General features: G+C 71.7%; 15 protein-coding genes. 10 read left to right on the top strand and 5 right to left on the bottom strand.

Going from position 1 to position 15984, the window contains the following annotated elements; genetic code table 11:
* The first annotated feature begins 86 nt into the window (after positions 1 to 86).
* The 3 genes from dnaJ (at position 87) to ABT095_RS12525 (ending at position 2951) form a co-directional block, all read left to right on the top strand.
* The gene (gene dnaJ / locus ABT095_RS12535) at positions 87 to 1229 is read left to right on the top strand and encodes a molecular chaperone DnaJ (protein ID WP_350529331.1); all 1143 of its coding nucleotides are present in this window, start codon (positions 87 to 89) and stop codon (positions 1227 to 1229) included.
* A 4-nt stretch (positions 1230 to 1233) separates the two neighbouring features.
* The gene (locus tag ABT095_RS12530) at positions 1234 to 1734 is read left to right on the top strand and encodes a heat shock protein transcriptional repressor HspR (protein ID WP_350529330.1); all 501 of its coding nucleotides are present in this window, start codon (positions 1234 to 1236) and stop codon (positions 1732 to 1734) included.
* 203 nt (positions 1735 to 1937) lie between these two features.
* A complete protein-coding gene (locus ABT095_RS12525) occupies positions 1938 to 2951 on the top strand; it encodes a helix-turn-helix domain-containing protein (RefSeq protein ID WP_350529329.1) in 1014 nt (337 codons plus the stop codon).
* A gap of 56 nt (positions 2952 to 3007) precedes the next feature.
* On the opposite strand, the gene ABT095_RS12520 is transcribed toward ABT095_RS12525, so the two are convergent.
* Complete coding sequence (locus ABT095_RS12520; RefSeq protein WP_350529328.1) at positions 3008 to 3202, bottom strand: hypothetical protein; 195 nt, start codon at positions 3200 to 3202, stop codon at positions 3008 to 3010.
* Between the two features lie 373 nt (positions 3203 to 3575).
* Here ABT095_RS12520 and ABT095_RS12515 point away from each other — a divergent pair, with 373 nt between their 5' ends.
* On the top strand, positions 3576 to 4190 hold the full coding sequence (locus ABT095_RS12515; RefSeq protein ID WP_350529327.1) for a hypothetical protein: 615 nt from the start codon (positions 3576 to 3578) through the stop codon (positions 4188 to 4190).
* A gap of 63 nt (positions 4191 to 4253) precedes the next feature.
* On the opposite strand, the gene ABT095_RS12510 is transcribed toward ABT095_RS12515, so the two are convergent.
* From ABT095_RS12510 to ABT095_RS12495, 4 genes are all read right to left on the bottom strand, one after another.
* A complete protein-coding gene (locus ABT095_RS12510) occupies positions 4254 to 5219 on the bottom strand; it encodes a LuxR C-terminal-related transcriptional regulator (RefSeq protein ID WP_350529326.1) in 966 nt (321 codons plus the stop codon).
* A complete protein-coding gene (locus ABT095_RS12505) occupies positions 5212 to 6159 on the bottom strand; it encodes a LuxR family transcriptional regulator (RefSeq protein ID WP_350529325.1) in 948 nt (315 codons plus the stop codon). The genes ABT095_RS12510 and ABT095_RS12505 overlap by 8 nt, the downstream gene beginning before the upstream one ends.
* Positions 6152 to 7114, bottom strand: coding sequence for a helix-turn-helix domain-containing protein (locus ABT095_RS12500; protein ID WP_350529324.1), 963 nt, complete (start codon positions 7112 to 7114; stop codon positions 6152 to 6154). The genes ABT095_RS12505 and ABT095_RS12500 overlap by 8 nt, the downstream gene beginning before the upstream one ends.
* A 577-nt stretch (positions 7115 to 7691) precedes the next feature.
* On the bottom strand, positions 7692 to 8792 hold the full coding sequence (locus ABT095_RS12495) for a TDT family transporter (protein WP_350529323.1): 1101 nt from the start codon (positions 8790 to 8792) through the stop codon (positions 7692 to 7694).
* Between the two features lie 162 nt (positions 8793 to 8954).
* Here ABT095_RS12495 and ABT095_RS12490 point away from each other — a divergent pair, with 162 nt between their 5' ends.
* From ABT095_RS12490 to ABT095_RS12465, 6 genes are all read left to right on the top strand, one after another.
* Positions 8955 to 9881: a LysR family transcriptional regulator gene (locus ABT095_RS12490; protein ID WP_350529322.1), complete on the top strand. Its 927-nt coding sequence runs from the start codon at positions 8955 to 8957 to the stop codon at positions 9879 to 9881.
* Positions 9882 to 9968: 87 nt separating this feature from the next.
* Entirely contained in the window at positions 9969 to 12575 is a 2607-nt protein-coding gene (gene clpB / locus ABT095_RS12485; protein WP_350529321.1) for an ATP-dependent chaperone ClpB, read from the top strand.
* Between the two features lie 173 nt (positions 12576 to 12748).
* On the top strand, positions 12749 to 13309 hold the full coding sequence (locus ABT095_RS12480) for a type III secretion system chaperone family protein (protein ID WP_350529320.1): 561 nt from the start codon (positions 12749 to 12751) through the stop codon (positions 13307 to 13309).
* A gap of 187 nt (positions 13310 to 13496) precedes the next feature.
* Positions 13497 to 13904: a hypothetical protein gene (locus ABT095_RS12475; RefSeq protein WP_350529319.1), complete on the top strand. Its 408-nt coding sequence runs from the start codon at positions 13497 to 13499 to the stop codon at positions 13902 to 13904.
* Positions 13894 to 14715 carry a pentapeptide repeat-containing protein gene (locus tag ABT095_RS12470; RefSeq protein ID WP_350529318.1) on the top strand — a complete coding sequence of 274 codons (822 nt, stop codon included), beginning with the start codon at positions 13894 to 13896 and terminating at the stop codon, positions 14713 to 14715. The genes ABT095_RS12475 and ABT095_RS12470 overlap by 11 nt, the downstream gene beginning before the upstream one ends.
* A 96-nt stretch (positions 14716 to 14811) precedes the next feature.
* Positions 14812 to 15981, top strand: a complete 1170-nt coding sequence (locus tag ABT095_RS12465) for a pyridoxal phosphate-dependent aminotransferase (RefSeq protein ID WP_350529317.1) — start codon at positions 14812 to 14814, stop codon at positions 15979 to 15981.
* The last annotated feature ends 3 nt before the right edge of the window (positions 15982 to 15984 follow it).

Raw genomic sequence — 15984 nt, 5'->3', positions numbered from 1 at the left:
GTGCGCTGCGGAGTCGTACGTCGTCAGGTACGACGAACGGCTCCGCAGCGGCGTACCGTGAAACACTTTCGGAGGTTGTGGCAGGCATGAGCGCCAAGGACTACGTGGAGAAGGACTACTACAAGGTCCTCGGTGTGCCCAAGGACGCCACCACCGCCGAGATCAAGAAGACGTACCGGAAGCTGGCCCGGGAGTTCCACCCGGACGCCAACAAGGGCGACGCCAAGGCGGAGGACCGCTTCAAGGACATCTCCGAGGCGTACGACGTGCTCTCGGACGACAAGCGCCGCAAGGAGTACGACGAGGCCCGCAGCCTGTTCGGCTCCGGCGGCTTCCGCTCCGGCGGGCCCGGCGGCGGCGCCTCCTTCGACTTCGGCGACCTCTTCTCCGGCTCCGCCAACCAGGGCGGCGGCATCGGCGACGTCTTCGGCGGCCTGTTCAACCGCGGCGGCCGGGCGGCCCAGCCGCGCCGCGGCGCGGACGTCGAGACCGAGGTGACGCTCTCCTTCGAGGAGGCCGTGGACGGCGCCACCGTGCCGCTGCGGATGACCAGTCAGGCGCCCTGCAAGGTCTGCTCCGGCACCGGCGCCAAGGCCGGCACCACGCCCCGGGTCTGCCCCACGTGCGTCGGCGCGGGCACCGTGAGCCGGGGCCAGGGCGCCTTCGCGCTCTCCGAGCCCTGCCGGGACTGCCGCGGCCGCGGCATGCTCGTCGACGACCCCTGCGCCGTCTGCCACGGCAGCGGCCGGGCCTCCTCGGCGCGCACCATGCAGGTCCGCATCCCGGCCGGGGTCCAGGCCGACCAGCGCATCCGGCTCAAGGGCAAGGGCGCCCAGGGCGAGCGCGGCGGCCAGCCCGGCGACCTCTACGTCACCGTGCACGTCGACCCGCACCCGGTCTTCGGCCGCAAGGGCGACAACCTGACCGTGACCGTGCCGGTGTCCTTCCCCGAAGCGGCACTTGGCGGCACCATCGAGGTGCCCACCCTGGCCGGCCCGTCGGTCAAGCTCCGCCTCCCGGCGGGCAGCGCCAACGGACTCACCCTCCGCGCCCGGGGCAAGGGCGCCACCCGCAAGGACGGCACCCGCGGCGACCTGCTGGTCACCGTGGAGGTCGCGGTCCCGAAGAGCGTCGAGGGCGACGCCCTGACGGCCCTGGAGCAGTACCGCGAGGCCACCGCCTCGGACGACCCACGAGCCGACCTCTTCCGGGCGGCGGAGGGAGCGTGACCAGATGCAGATGAACCAGGACCCCATCGGCCCCGGTCTCGGCGAGGGCCTGCCCGGCGGCACCCGCCGTTCCTCGGCCCCCCGGGTCTCCTACCAGCTCACCGAAGAGACACCCGTCTACGTCATCTCGGTGGCCGCCGAGCTCTCCGGCCTGCACCCCCAGACCCTGCGCCAGTACGACCGCCTCGGCCTGGTCTGCCCCGACCGCACGGCCGGCCGCGGCCGCCGCTACTCCGCCCGGGACATCCAGCAGCTGCGCGAGGTCCAGCGCCTCTCCCAGGACGAGGGCATCAACCTGGCCGGCATCAAGCGGATCATCGAGCTCGAGAACCAGGTCGCCGCACTCCAGTCCCGGATCACCGAACTAGCCGCCTCCCTCGACGGCGCCGCCACCGCCCTCCAGCAGCGCGAGGCCGCCGTCCACGCCTCCTACCGCCGCGACCTCGTCCCCTACCAGCAGGTCCAGCAGTCCAGCGCCCTGGTCGTCTGGCGCCCCAAGCGCTGACCACCGCCCGACCGCACGCCGGGAGCCGCCGATACCCTTCGGTCAGGGGGTGTCGGCGGCTCAGTCGTGGTGAGAGAGTGCGACCGAGTCATGATGACGGCGGCAAATTCGGTACTCCCGGTCGTCCATGGGCACAGCCCCATATGATCCCCGTTGGGCGCACGCCACCCGTCCATCCATGCAGCCGACGGCAAGGAGCCCAAATGACTGAGACGGACGAGCCAGGGCTCACTTCAGGCGGCTTGGGAGTGCTCTCCGCCGAGGCCCGGGAGCTCTACCGATCGGTCATACGGTCCCATGGCCGACTCCATCCGGCCGATGCCGATGGGGCCGTGCGCGGCTGCCTGCACGAACTGACGGACATCGGCCTGCTCGTCCCGGACACCGACAACCCGGAAGTCCTGGTCGCCGTCGACCCCGGGCAACTGTCCGTCCGCCTCAGCACCGCCTGGCAGCGGAAGGCTCTGGACCTGCTCAACCGGGCTGTGTCCCTGCCCACCGAACTCCAGGAACTGGCCGAATCATTCCGCGTACCCGAGCAGACCGGCGGAACGATCGAGTATGTCCGTGGCAAAGTCCTGATCAACCAACGGTTGGGCCAGCTGGTCAGCAGCTGCAGAGAAGAGATGCTCGCTGCCCAACCGGGCGGGCCGCGGCCGCCGGAGGCACTGGCCGGCGTGATCGACCGGGACCTCGAAATGCTGCGCCGCGGGGCGGACATCCGGACGATCTACCACCCGAGCACGCGGTACCACCCGGCGACGCGGGACTATGTTGCCTCGATAGCCGAGCACGGTGGTCAAGTCCGGACGCTCGACGAGCCCTACACGCGGCTTATCGTCATCGATCGCCGAACCGCCGTGATTCCGGTGGCCGAAGATCTCAACTTGGCCGCGTTCATTCATGACCAAGCCGTCATCAGCTACGTCGTCGAGGAGGTATTCGAGCGGAACTGGAGCCGAGGACTAGATTTTGACGGAACACGGACAGTTCCACCTCAAGTCGTTTCCCGGCTTCGCCAGACGATCATCGATCTCCTGTTGAAGGGGATCAACCACCGCGTTATCGCCCGGCGCCTGGGGATCAGCGAACGCACCCTGGCCCGCCATATCGCCGAGATGCGCGAGGAGTACCACGTCGAGTCGCTCTTCCAACTCGGCTACGTCCTGGCCCGCACCAACCCCGAGGCCATCGAGTCCACCGAAGCCTTCGGGTGACCTGTCATCGCCCGGACGCCCCGTTCGCCCGGGTGGGAACAGCAGGACCGTAGGACTCAGGTCCAGGCCGAGTCCAGCGGAGACACCGTCGTGGGCAGCCCCTTGGCCGTTGACTGGTCGGCCGAGACGACCTTCGTGGCCTTCGTCCAGGCGCTGTCTGCGGCTTGTGCCAGATTGCTGCCGGCCAACACCGCCGCACCCAGGGCCAGCGGCACGGCGACGAAGCGAACAAAGCGGCGCATGCGAGACATTGCGACCAAATCCTTCCTCGGGGTTATGCCTCACGAAAAATGAAGCCTCGAACATTAGCTCAGATCATGCCTCACTGTGAGGGCTACTGTCACTGCGCCCGCTTTCTGCTAGGTGCGTCATCTCGCTGCCAGGCAGCCAGATGCCACCATGTGTCAGTGGACGTACCGGCTCCAGCCGTTGGACGATCAGCACGTCTCACCAGGAGCAGTCCGCCATCTCCCTGGTGCTGACGCGGTCTCTGTCAGTCCTGCGACAGCTCGTCCCGAGGATCACCACCGAACCGGCACGGCACCGCGCCAACTGGGCGAATCTCCCTACCGCTCCGTCGGCTCCAGCTGTCAGCGCCCCCGCCCTTCCTCCCCCGGAGTCGACATGAGTGAGCCCTATCTGCGCGACCGCGCCACCCAGGCCCCCGAGGGTCGGCGCGCTCGGGTGTTCCTGGCCGCACCGCTCATGCGGCTGACCGGCCCGGCCGACAGCGTGGTGACGCTGGCCAGCCGGACTCGGCTGACCACCCTGCGCTCGACGCTGCTGCGCAGCGGCGCCGCCGTCTACAGCGCGCACCACAGCGACGCCTGGTCGGTGGCGGGCAAGGCGCCGGAGCCGCGGGTGCCCTCGGACTTCCGCGCCCTGCAGAGCGCCGATCTCGTCTTCGCGTACGTCGGTGCCCCGCTCTCGGCCGGCGTCAGCCTGGAGCTCGGCTGGGCCTCGGCGCTGCGCAAGCCGATCGTCCTGCTGGTGGACGAGGCGATCACCCACAACCCGCTGATCGCCACCATCGAGCAGGTCGCCCCCGTCCTGCCGCTGGTCTTCGACGACACCTGGTCGCAGGAGGCCCTGCACCACACCGTCGAGACCGCCCTCGACTGGGCCGGCATGGCCCTCTCCCTCCGCGAGGGCTTCTGGACCGCTCCCGGCGAGCAGTTCCCGCTGCCCCGCCAGGAGAGCAGCTTCGGCTACTGGACCCCCGGCGTCGCCACCGGCTGACCGCCGCCTCCCACACTTCCGTTCGCCCCGTACCCCCGGCGGGGCGAACGGTTCCCCCAGGGGTCAGCGCGGCTCTTGGCCGCGCTGACCCCTCATAAGCCACCCGAGCTGGTAGAGCGTGTTGGCGTCGTAGAGCTCCCGCAGCCGCGCGATGTGCCCCGCCACCGTCCGCTCGCTCAGCCCCAGCCGGCTCGCCACCGCGCGCTGGGTCAGCCCCTGCGCCAGCAGCCGGCCCACCTGCTCGTGCACCGGCGCCCCCTCCCCGGGCTCCGACAACGCACCCCAGCGGACCGGCTCCGCGCGTGCCCAGTCCCGCTCGAATGTGCCCACCAGGAAAGCCACCACTGCCGGATCCTCCACGAAGGCCGCGCTGCTGTTGTCCGCCGCAGCAGAAATAACCGCAACCCGGCGGTCGAAGATCAGCATCCGGGTGAACTGCTCACCCAACACCCTGATCTGGTAGCCGAGTTCACTGATCGCCGTCGCGTACTCGATCGTGGCGAAATCCGCCTTGACCGCAGGCTGGTAGATCGTGCGACCACTGCCGCCCTGCTGCAGGAAGCCGCGGATGCGGTCCATGGTCTGCTTCAGGTGCCCCGAGGGCGTTCCCGAGCCCGGCTGTACCGTCATCACCTCGTGACGGAGCTCCGTCTCCAACTGGATCAGCCGGTGCCTGATCGCCTCGGAGCCGCCGACGTGGTGGACCGCGCCGGATTGCTGGCTGCGGCGGGCCACTCTGTCGTAGCCACGGACCAGTTCCTCCAGCACGGCGGGTGCCTCCTCGGCCTGGGCCATCAGCCGGATACCGGCCGACCGCAGTTCGCCGCTGACCTGCTCCCCGATCGTCCTAGGGTTCACCGCCGACAGCGACTCGTCCGCCCGATGGTGCACCAGCAGTCCGATCTCCACCAACCGCAGAGCGACCGGGATCTCCGCCTCCGGCACATCCCGGAGCAGTACCCGCCCGCCCTGCTCCAGCACCACCAAGTAGAACGCGCGCTCGGCCGCGTCCGGCAACAACTCACTCACCCCGCATCACCCACCCCAACTGGAACAACGTCTCCGCGTCGTACAACTCCCGCAACCGCGCGATGTGCCCCGCCACCGTCCGCTCGCTCAACCCCAGCCGGCTCGACACCGCCCGCTGCGTCAGCCCCTGTGCCAGCAACCGCCCCACCTGCTCGTGCACCGGAGCGATCCGGTCGTCCGCGTCCGGGGCGCTCCAGCGGACGGGCTCCGCCCAGGCCCAGTCCCGCTCGAACACGCCGACCAGGAAGGCCACCACCGCCTGGTCCGCGACGAACGCCACGCCGGTGCTCCCGCCCTCCGCCGCGATGACGGCGAGCCGGCGGTCGAAGACCCGCACCGGGTTGAAGGACCCACCGTGCACGCGGACTTGCTGCCCCCACCCGCTGACCGTCGCGGCCCACCGCACCACCTCGGCGTCGGCCCTGGCCTCCGGGCCGTGGATCGTGCGGCCCACCCCGCCCTCGCGCAGGAAGCGCTCGACCCGGGCGAGCGACAGGTCAAGCTCCGGCCGCACCGCCCCACCGGCCGGCCAGGCCACCAGCACCTCGTACTTCAGCTCGGCCTCGATCTGCAGCATCCGGTGCCGCACCTCCTCGACCCCGCTCGGGTGGTGCACCGCTCCGGCCCTGGCCCCGGCACAGGCCGACTCGTCGAACCGGTAGGCCAGTTCCTTCAGCCACTCCGGCACCTCCTCCGCCTGGGCCACCAACCGGGCACCGGCAGAGCGCAGTTCGACGCCGATCCGGTCCCCTGCCACCCGCGGATCCACCGCCTCCAACGACTCGTCCGCCGGGCGGTGCACCAGCAGGCCGATCTCCACCAGCCTCAGCGCGAGCGGCAGTTCGGGCCCCGGCACGTCCCGGAACAGCACCCGGCCACCCTGCTCCACCACCGCCAGGTAGAACGCCCGCTCGGCCGCGTCCGGCAACAGCTCACTCATTCCGCATCACCCACCCCAATTGGAACAACGTCTCAGCACCGTGGATCTGCCGCAGCCGCGCGATGTGCCCCGCCACCGTCCGCTCGCTCAACCCCAACCGGCTCGCCACCGCGCGCTGGGTCAGGCCCTGGGCGAGGAGGCGGGCGATCCGGGCGTGGATGCGCTGCTGGGGGTCGGGCGGCTCTCCCCAGCGGACGGTCTCGGCACGCGTCCAGTCGCGTTCGAAAGCGCGGACCAGGTAGGCCAGTGCCGCCGGCTCCTCCACGAAAGCGGCCCGGGAGTGGTCCTCGGCCGCAGAGATCACCGCGACGGAGCGGTCGATGATGATCATCCGCTCCATCGGCTCGTCCAGCACCCGGACCTCGGCGCCGTGGGCCGTGACGGCAGCCGCGTACGCGACGGTCTCCGGCTGGTCGAGCACCACCGGTTGGTAGAGGGTGCGCATCCTCCCGCCGCGCTGGACGAACGCGAGGTCCTGCTGGGTCGCCACCACGATCGTCGCCACCAGGCGCGGCCCCGGCTGGACGGTGAGCAGTTCGCGCTTGCTCTCGGAGAGCAGCCGCGAGATCCGGTGGCGAATCCGGTCACGTCCCTCGACATAGCTGGTCTGCTGCTGGGACTCCACCGCCCACGACGTGGTCTCGTACGCACGGGTGAGTGCACCCAGCTCGTCCTGCAGCTCCTCGGACCGCTGCAGCATCCGGGTGGCCGCCCCGCGCAGGTCGGCACTGATCCGCGCGCTCACCTCACGGGGGCTGACCGCCAGGTACGCGCGCTCCTCCGGGTTGAAGATCAGCAGTCCGACGGTGTGCAGTTGCTCGAGCGCGGAGCGGTCAGCCTCCGCGACCGCGTCCCGGGTGATTCGGCCCCCCTCCACCAGGACCGCGAGGTAGAGAGCTCGGGCCGCTTCGTCGGGAATGACCGTTTCGAGGCGGGTTGGCGGATTGGCGGCCACTTCGGGTACTCCCTGTCGGATTTCACGCTCGGCCAAGAAGCATGATCTCAAGGAAGCCGGCCGGCACCGCACACCGGATCGTCGAAAACCGACGTATCCCCCGGGACCCGCCGCACATGGCGTACGCGAGCCCCGGGGAACCGTCGGTGCTGCACCGAGCGCTGGCGGCCCAGTGAGACGGAGCAGCAGCGTCTCACCGGCCCCGGGCGCCGGGCGCCATCACCACACATGGCGCCCCGCCCGGGTGCTCCTCCCCCCGTGGTGGCGGTGCCGACGCACCGCCCACCCCCACAGCTAGGAGCAGACCGCCGTCGCCGGGCTGGGGTGCCCGGGCGACTCGGCGTGATTCCACCCTCACAGCGCGGGGAGCCCGGAACAAGGGGCGCCCGGGTGCAGGTTCCCGCAGCTGCAGGAACCTGCACCGGATATCCCCCCACCTGCCGTTTCCACGGCCCTGAACTGCCGGTTCACCAACCACGGAGTCAGCTTTCGGGCCCGAACAACCCCTATCGACCCCACATTCCGAAACGCCAGGAAATTCCGTTCCCCGCCCATCCGCACCCACAGATGCCAGGCCCTACCGCAGCAGCCGCCCACCCGCCACAGCGGCCACCGTCCGGACCGAGGCCACCGCCCAGGCCAGCACCAGCAGCACCCACAGCCCCACCGCGAGCCCGCCGATCGCACCGACTCCGGTGTGCTTGGCCAGCCCCGCCGCGCCGGTGACCATGGTCCCGACCGGGAAGGTGAACGCCCACCAGGTCATCGCGAAGGGCATCTCCGCCCGCAGGGCCCGCAGGTTGGCGGCCAGAGCCACACCGAGCCAGAGCAGGGCGAAGCCCATCACGACGATGCCGTAGAGCTCGGCGAGGTCCAGGGTGGCGGTGGCGAGCTGCGGTGCGGCGACCCGCGAGGCGTCGGCCAGCTGGTTCACGGCGGTGGTGGACTGGCCGAGCGGGCCGAGCACCAGGAAGAGCGAGGGGGTGAGGATCAGGCTCGGCAGCTTGCTGTGCACCAGGCCGGTGAGGACGATCGGCAGCAGGAGCAGGGTGCCGAGCAGACCGGCCCCGAGCAGGGCGAAGCAGCCGTAGAACATCGCCACCTGGGCGCCGTCCGAAGCCAGATGAGGGATCAGCGCCGGGCCGAGGGCGCCCGCGACCACCGGGGCGACGGCGGGCAGCAGCCAGGTGGGGTTGGCGTTCAGCGGGGACACCCGGTGCCGGGTGATCAGCAGGTACGGGATGCCCACGGCCACCGCGAGCCCGTACAGGGTGCCCGCCGACCAGAGCGCCAGGTCGATCCCCACCGCCGCCGAGGTACCGATCACCGACGACCCGACGGCCAGGGTGCCGTACCCGACGGCCAGCATTGCCATCGGCGGACAGCCGTAGAAGACGGCGGTGGCGGGGTTGTCGAGCAGCATCGCCCGGGCCGCCTCACGGTGCTTGGCGAAGTGGACCAGCCGGGCGGCCACCAGCACGGCCAGCATGCCCAGCGAGAGCGCCCACACCGCCTGGGCGAAGCCGAGCAGGCCCGGCACCTGCACCGGCAGGGCGGCCGCGCCGTTGGCGGTGATCGCGGTGCCCATGACGGCGGCGTACCAGTTGGGGCCGAGCTGGCTGAGGTCGAGCCGGAAGCCGGTGAGGGAGGTGGTGCGGGGTGCGGTGATGGTGGCCATGCATCCACCGTCCCCCGCGCGGGCGGGCGCCGGTAGCGCGCTCGGGGCTATGGACACATAGCCTGGCCCTATGACCGGCACCACCCCCATCAGCCGACCCGATGCCTCCGGGGCCACCGCCGCCACCTGGCCCGATGCCCTCGGCACACCTGGGGCCGCCCCGTGAACACCCCGCCCGCCCTCTCCCCCCGGGTGCCCGAACTGGGCGCGCTGGAGCTGCTGCTGGCCGTCGCCCGGCTCGGCAGCGTCGGCCGGGCCGCGGCCGAGCTGGGCGTGAGCCAGCCGGCCGCGAGCGCGCGGATCAAGGGGATGGAGCGCCAGATCGGGGTGCCGCTGCTCGAGCGCTCACCCCGGGGCAGCACTCCGACCCAGGCCGGACGGCTGGTGGTGGAGTGGGCCCGCAACGTGGTGGAGGCGGCCCGCTCGCTGGACGCGGGCATCGACGCGCTGCGCGAGCACCGCGACACCCGGCTGCGGGTGGTGGCCAGCCTGACGGTGGCCGAGTACCTGATGCCGGGCTGGCTGCTCGCCCTGCACGAGGCGAGCCCGGACACCGCGGTGACCCTGCGCACGGCGAACTCGGCCGATGTCGCGGCGCACGTACTGGCGGGCGACGCCGACCTCGGCTTCGTCGAGGGCCCGGACACCCCGCCGGGGCTCTCCGGCGCGGTGGTGGCGGCCGACCGGCTGGTGGTCGTGGTCGGCCCGGACCACCCGTGGGCCCGGCGGCGGGCGGCCGTCCCCGGCGCCGAGCTGGCCGCCACCCCGCTCGTCCTGCGCGAGCCGGGCTCGGGCACCCGCGAGGTGCTGGACCAGGCGCTCGCGCCCTTCGGCGGGACCGCCCCGCCCCGCCTCGAGCTGGCCTCCTCCACGGCGCTCAAGGCGGCCGCGATGACCGGGGCAGGGCCGGTCTGCCTGAGCGAGCTGGCGGTGATGGAGGAGCTGGCCACCCGGCGGCTGGTCGAGGTGCCGGTGGCGGACATCGACCTGCACCGCCCGCTGCGGGCCGTCTGGCCGGCCGGTCAGCGCCCGGCGGGCCCGGCCCGCGAGCTGCTCGGCCTGACCCGCAAACTGCCCCGGCGGAACTGATCGTGGAAAGTTGAGCCACCTGAGCTCAACTTCCTGCATACTGATAGAGGCAACACAGTCAGCGAGAGACCAGGAGGCCGCACACCCGTGGACGCCAGCAAGTTCACCAGTAAGACGCAGGACGCCCTGTCCGCCGCGATCCGGCAGGCGAGCGCCGCAGGAAACCCGGACGTCAAGCCGGTGCACATCCTGCTGGCCCTGCTCGAGCAGCCCGAGGGCATCACCCGCCCGCTGCTGGAGGCCGTGGGCGCGGACGCGGCAGCCGTCACCGCCGCCGCCAACCGCCTGCTCAAGACCCTCCCGCAGGCCCAGGGCTCGACGGTGGCCGCGCCGCAGCTCGCCCGCGACACCATGGCCGTGCTCGCCGAGGCGGGCCAGCAGGCCGACAAGCTGGACGACCAGTACCTCTCCACCGAGCACCTGCTGGTCGGCCTGGCCGCCGAGGGCGGCGAGGTCGCCGAGCTGCTGGCCCAGCACGGCGCCACCCCCAAGGCCCTGCTCGCCGCCTTCACCGAGGTGCGCGGCAGCGCCCGGGTCACCTCGCCGGACCCGGAGAGCACCTACAAGGCGCTGGAGAAGTACGGCACCGACCTCACCCAGGCCGCCCGCGACGGCAAGCTGGACCCGGTGATCGGCCGGGACCAGGAGATCCGCCGGGTGGTCCAGGTGCTCTCCCGCCGCACCAAGAACAACCCCGTCCTGATCGGTGACCCGGGCGTCGGCAAGACGGCCGTGGTCGAGGGCCTGGCCCAGCGCATCGTGGCCGGTGACGTGCCGACCTCGCTGCGCGGCAAGCGCCTGGTCTCGCTCGACCTGGGCGCGATGGTGGCCGGGGCGAAGTACCGGGGCGAGTTCGAGGAGCGCCTCAAGGCGGTGCTGAACGACATCAAGTCCAGCGACGGCCAGGTGATCACCTTCATCGACGAGCTGCACACCATGGTCGGCGCGGGCGCCGGTGGCGACTCCGCGATGGACGCGGGCAACATGCTCAAGCCGATGCTGGCCCGCGGCGAGCTGCGGATGGTCGGCGCCACCACGCTGGACGAGTACCGCGAGCGGATCGAGAAGGACCCGGCCCTGGAGCGCCGCTTCCAGCAGGTGCTGGTCGGCGAGCCCAGCGTGGAGGACACCATCGCCATCCTGCGCGGCCTCAAGGGCCGGTACGAGGCGCACCACCACGTGCAGATCTCGGACGCCGCCCTGGTCGCCGCCGCCACCCTCTCGGACCGGTACATCACCTCCCGCTTCCTGCCCGACAAGGCGATCGACCTGATCGACGAGGCGGCCTCCCGGCTCCGGATGGAGATCGACTCCTCCCCGGTCGAGATCGACCAGCTCCAGCGCGCCGTCGACCGGCTGCGGATGGAGGAGCTGGCCCTGGAGAAGGAGTCCGACCCGGCCTCCGTCGAGCGGCTCTCCCGGCTGCGCCGCGACCTCGCGGACAAGCAGGAGACCCTCAACGGGCTCAACGCCCGTTGGGAGCAGGAGAAGAAGAGCCTCAACCGGGTCGGCGAGCTCAAGGAGCGCCTGGACGACCTGCAGAGCGCCCTCGAACGCGCCCAGCGCGACGGGGACTTCGAGCGGGCCTCCAAGCTGATGTACGCCGAGATCCCGGCCGCCGAGCGGGAGTTGGCCGAGGCGCAGGAGCGCGCCGCCGACGAGGACGCCACCGAGTCGATGGTCAAGGAGGAGGTCGGCCCGGACGACGTGGCCGACGTGGTCAGCGCCTGGTCCGGCATCCCGGCCGGCCGCCTGCTCGAAGGCGAGAGCGCCAAACTCCTGCGCATGGAGGAGGAGTTGGGCCGCCGCCTGATCGGCCAGAGCGAGGCCGTGCAGGCCGTCTCGGACGCGGTGCGGCGCACCCGCTCGGGCATCGCCGACCCGGACCGCCCGACCGGCTCCTTCCTCTTCCTCGGCCCGACCGGCGTCGGCAAGACCGAACTCGCCAAGGCCCTGGCCGACTTCCTCTTCGACGACGAGCGCGCCATGGTCCGGATCGACATGAGCGAGTACGGCGAGAAGCACTCCGTCTCCCGCCTGGTCGGCGCCCCGCCCGGGTACGTCGGCTACGAGGAGGGCGGCCAGCTCACCGAGGCCGTCCGGCGCCGCCCTTACAGCGTGGTGCTGCTCGACGAGGTGGAGAAGGCCCACCCCGAGGTCTTCGACGTGCTGCTGCAGGTGCTCGACGACGGCCGGCTCACCGACGGCCAGGGCCGCACGGTGGACTTCCGCAACGCGATCCTGATCCTGACCTCGAACCTGGGCTCGCAGTTCCTGGTGGATCCCTCGATCGAGCAGGACCGCAAGAAGGACCTGGTCCTGGAGACCGTCCGGACGGCCTTCAAGCCGGAGTTCCTCAACCGGCTGGACGACATCGTGGTCTTCGACCCGCTGGGCACCGAAGAGCTCAGCCGGATCGTGGACCTGCAGGTCGCCCGGCTGGCCGACCGCCTGCGCGAGCGCCGGCTGACCCTGGAGGTCACCCCGGCCGCCCGCGACTGGCTGGCGCTGACCGGCTACGACCCGGCGTACGGGGCCCGGCCGCTGCGGCGGCTGGTGCAGTCGGCGATCGGCGACCAGCTGGCCAGGGCGATCCTCTCCGGCGCCGTCCACGACGGGGACACCGTGGTGGTCGAGCGGGACGGGGAGGGCGACCGGCTCACCGTCCGCGCCGGGCTCTCGCTCGGCAAATAGCCTGCTCGGACACCCCACGGGGGCTCCCCGAACCGTCCGGTTCCGGATCTTCCGGGCACCGGCCGGGGAGCCCCTGTGTCCAGGACGCCGAATGAGGCAGGATGGAGACGTGGAAGGGCGGCCCCTGAGTCCCAGCCACCCTTGTTGTGCACTGAGAATCAGAAGGACCTCCCATGAGCATCGACCCGTCGTCCATCCCCTCCTTCGGCGTCCCGCAGCCCCCGCAGGGCGGCCAGCCCGGTGGTGGCCCGGCCGGCCCGCCGCCCGTCATCGTGCCGAACCAGGATCTGGTCGTGCAGCTGCTCAACCAGATGCAGCTCAAGCACGTGGTGGACGAGGAGGGTGACCTCACCGCCCCCTGGGACGGCTTCCGCGTCTACTACATGTTCCGCGGCGAGCAGAAGGAGCTCTTCGCGGTCCGCGCCTTCTACGACCGCGCGTACCCGCTCGAGGACAAGCACGAGATCCTCGACCTGATCGACGAGTGGAACCGCGAGACCCTCTGGCCCAAGGTCTACACGCACACCCACGAGGACGGCGTGGTCCGCCTGATCGGCGAGGCCCAGATGATCGTCGGCACCGGCGTCAACCTGGACTACTTCGTCACCACCGTGGCCAACTGGACCCAGGCCGCCGTGGGCTTCGAGCAGTGGATCGTCGAGCGCCTCGGCCTGCAGAAGGACATCGAGGGCGAGGCGGGCCCCGCCGAGGGCGAGGCCCCCGAGGAGGGCTGACCTCCCCCGCGCACTCCCCGGACGCCCGCTCCGCCACCCCGGCAGGGCGGGCTCCGTCGTCCCTAGCACAGGTGGGGCATCCGGCGCAGGGCAATCGGAGATTCCGCCCTCTTGCGCCCTGAACCGCCCCAGCATGGGTGTGGGAAAGGGCGCGGCGGACCGCGCCATGCGCTCTAGGAGTTGTCGGATGCAGATGTGGGCGGCCTGCCTGTGGGGGCTCGGCGGCGCGGGTGCCGCCGAGGGGGTGCGCCTCCTCGTGGCCATGTACGCCGTCAAGGACTTCCCCTGGCGGCAGGACGGGCAGCTCAAGCTGGGTCCGTACGCGGTCGCGGCCGCCATCAGGCTGGTCCTGGGCGTGCTCGTCCCCGCCGTGTTCGCGGCCTCGCACCTGGTGACTACGCCGATGAGGGCGTTCGCCTGCGGCGTCTGCGCGATGGGGACCGTCCTGTACCTGCTCGCCGGGCGGGGTCCGCAGCAGGGTCCGCCGACCCTGCCCGAGGAGCAGCCGGGAGCGTCGACCAGCCTGATGATCTACCCCCGGGGCGACCAGCAGGACCAAGCGCCCACCCCCCGCAGGAGGCGTCGTGGCCGGTGACTTCCGCAGGTGGCTCCGTGCCGCCCTGGCCTTCGAGCCGCTCCACCTCCCGGGCCCGCGCGCCAGTCTGCCCAACGCCGAGCTGGCCGGTTCGGACCTGTGCGGCGCGGACCTGCACGCCTCGGACCTGACCGGGGCCAGCCTGTTCGGGGCCCGGCTCCACGGTGCCGACCTCCGCGCGGCGATCATGACCGACACCAACCTCTGCGGCGCCCAGCTCCGGCGGGCGGACCTCTCCGACGCCCGGCTCGCCGACGCCAACCTGTACGGCGCCGACCTCTCCGGCGCCAACCTGATGCGGGCTCAGCTCTACAACGCGCACCTGGCCGCCGCCCGCCTGGACAGTGCCCGGCTGGCCGACTCCGACCTTCGCTACGCGCTGCTGACCGGGGCCGCGATGGACGACGCGGACCTGAGCCGGGCCCGCCTGTCGGAGGCCGTGCTGGCCCGCACCACCCTGCGCCGGGCCCGGCTCGGCCGGGCCGACCTCGCCGGGGCGTTCGCCTCCGCGGTCGACTTCACCGGCGCCGACCTCACCGGCTCCACCCTGGACCGCGCCTGCCTGCGCGACGCGACCCTGGTCGGCGGGGACTTCACCGCGGCCAGCCTGGCCCACGCCGACCTCACCGACGCCGACCTCACCGGCGCCCGCCTCGACGGCGCCTACCTCATGGGCGTCACCTGGTCGCTGCGCACCGGCTGGCCCGCCCCGCTCTACATGGACATCCGCACCCGCTCCGAGGAAGTCCTCCCGGGCGTCTTCCGCATCGTCGGCGCGGAGTCCCGCCTCGGCGAGCTCACCCCGGTCTGACGGACGGCCGCACGGTGCCCCGGGCCGACCGGTGCTTGTCCAGCACTCGCCGGGCGTCAGAGGATGGCTCCGACTACGAGCCGTGAGGGAGCCACCATGGGTGCAAGGCCGCTGCTGAACCGCCGACTGGCCGGGATGGGTACGACGATCTTCGCGGAGATGTCCGCGCTGGCCGTCGCCACCGGGTCGGTCAACCTGGGGCAGGGTTTCCCCGACACGGACGGGCCCGAGGAGGTCCGGGAGGCGGCCGTTCAGGCGCTGCGCGCGGGCAAGGGCAACCAGTACCCGCCCGGCCCCGGCGTCCCCGAGCTGCGTACCGCGATCACCGAGCACCAGCAGCGCTTCTACGGCCTGAGCTACGACCCCGACACCGAGGTCCTGGTCACCGCCGGCGCCACCGAGGCCCTCGCCGCAGCGCTCCTCGCCCTGCTCGAACCGGGTGACGAGGTGATCGCCTTCGAGCCGTTCTACGACTCCTACGCCGCCTGCATCGCGATGGCCGGTGCCACCCGAGTGCCCCTCACCCTCCGGGCCCCCGACTTCCGCCCCGACCTGGACGAGCTGCGCTCCCTCATCACCCCGCGCACCCGCCTCCTCCTGCTCAACACCCCGCACAACCCCACCGGCACCGTGCTGCACCCCGACGAGCTCGCCACCATCGCCGAACTCGCCGTCGAGCACGACCTGTTGGTCATCACCGACGAGGTCTACGAACACCTCGTGTTCACCGGCACCCACCACCCCCTCGCCGCCCTCCCCGGCATGCGCGAGCGCACCGTCTCCATCTCCTCGGCCGGCAAGACCTTCTCCTTCACCGGCTGGAAGGTCGGCTGGGTGACCTCCTCCCCCGAGCTGGTCGCCGCCGTCCGCACCGCCAAGCAGTACCTGACCTTCGTCAGTGCCGGCCCCTTCCAGTACGCCGTCGCCGAGGCCCTGCGCCTGCCCGACACCTACTTCGAGACCTTCCGCGCCGACCTCACCCGCAAGCGCGACCTGCTCTCCGCAGGTCTGACCGCCGCCGGCTTCCAGGTCTTCGAGCCCCAGGGCACCTACTTCATCACCACCGACATCACCCCCCTCGGCGAGAAGGACGGCCTGGAGTTCTGCCGCTCCCTCCCGGAGCGCTGCGGCGTGGTCGCCATCCCCAACGTCGTCTTCTACGACAACACCGAGGCCGGCCGCAGCCACGTCCGCTTCACCTTCTGCAAGCAGGACGCCGTCCTGGAGGAGGCCGTCGGGCGGCTGGCGCGGCTGCGCGGCCGCTGAGGG

Origin of the sequence: Kitasatospora sp. NPDC002227 (assembly GCF_040296285.1) — a bacterium.
Classification (GTDB): domain Bacteria; phylum Actinomycetota; class Actinomycetes; order Streptomycetales; family Streptomycetaceae; genus Kitasatospora.
The sequence above is the reverse complement of the archived record's forward strand: the minus strand, read 5'-3'. Positions and strand labels throughout refer to the sequence as shown.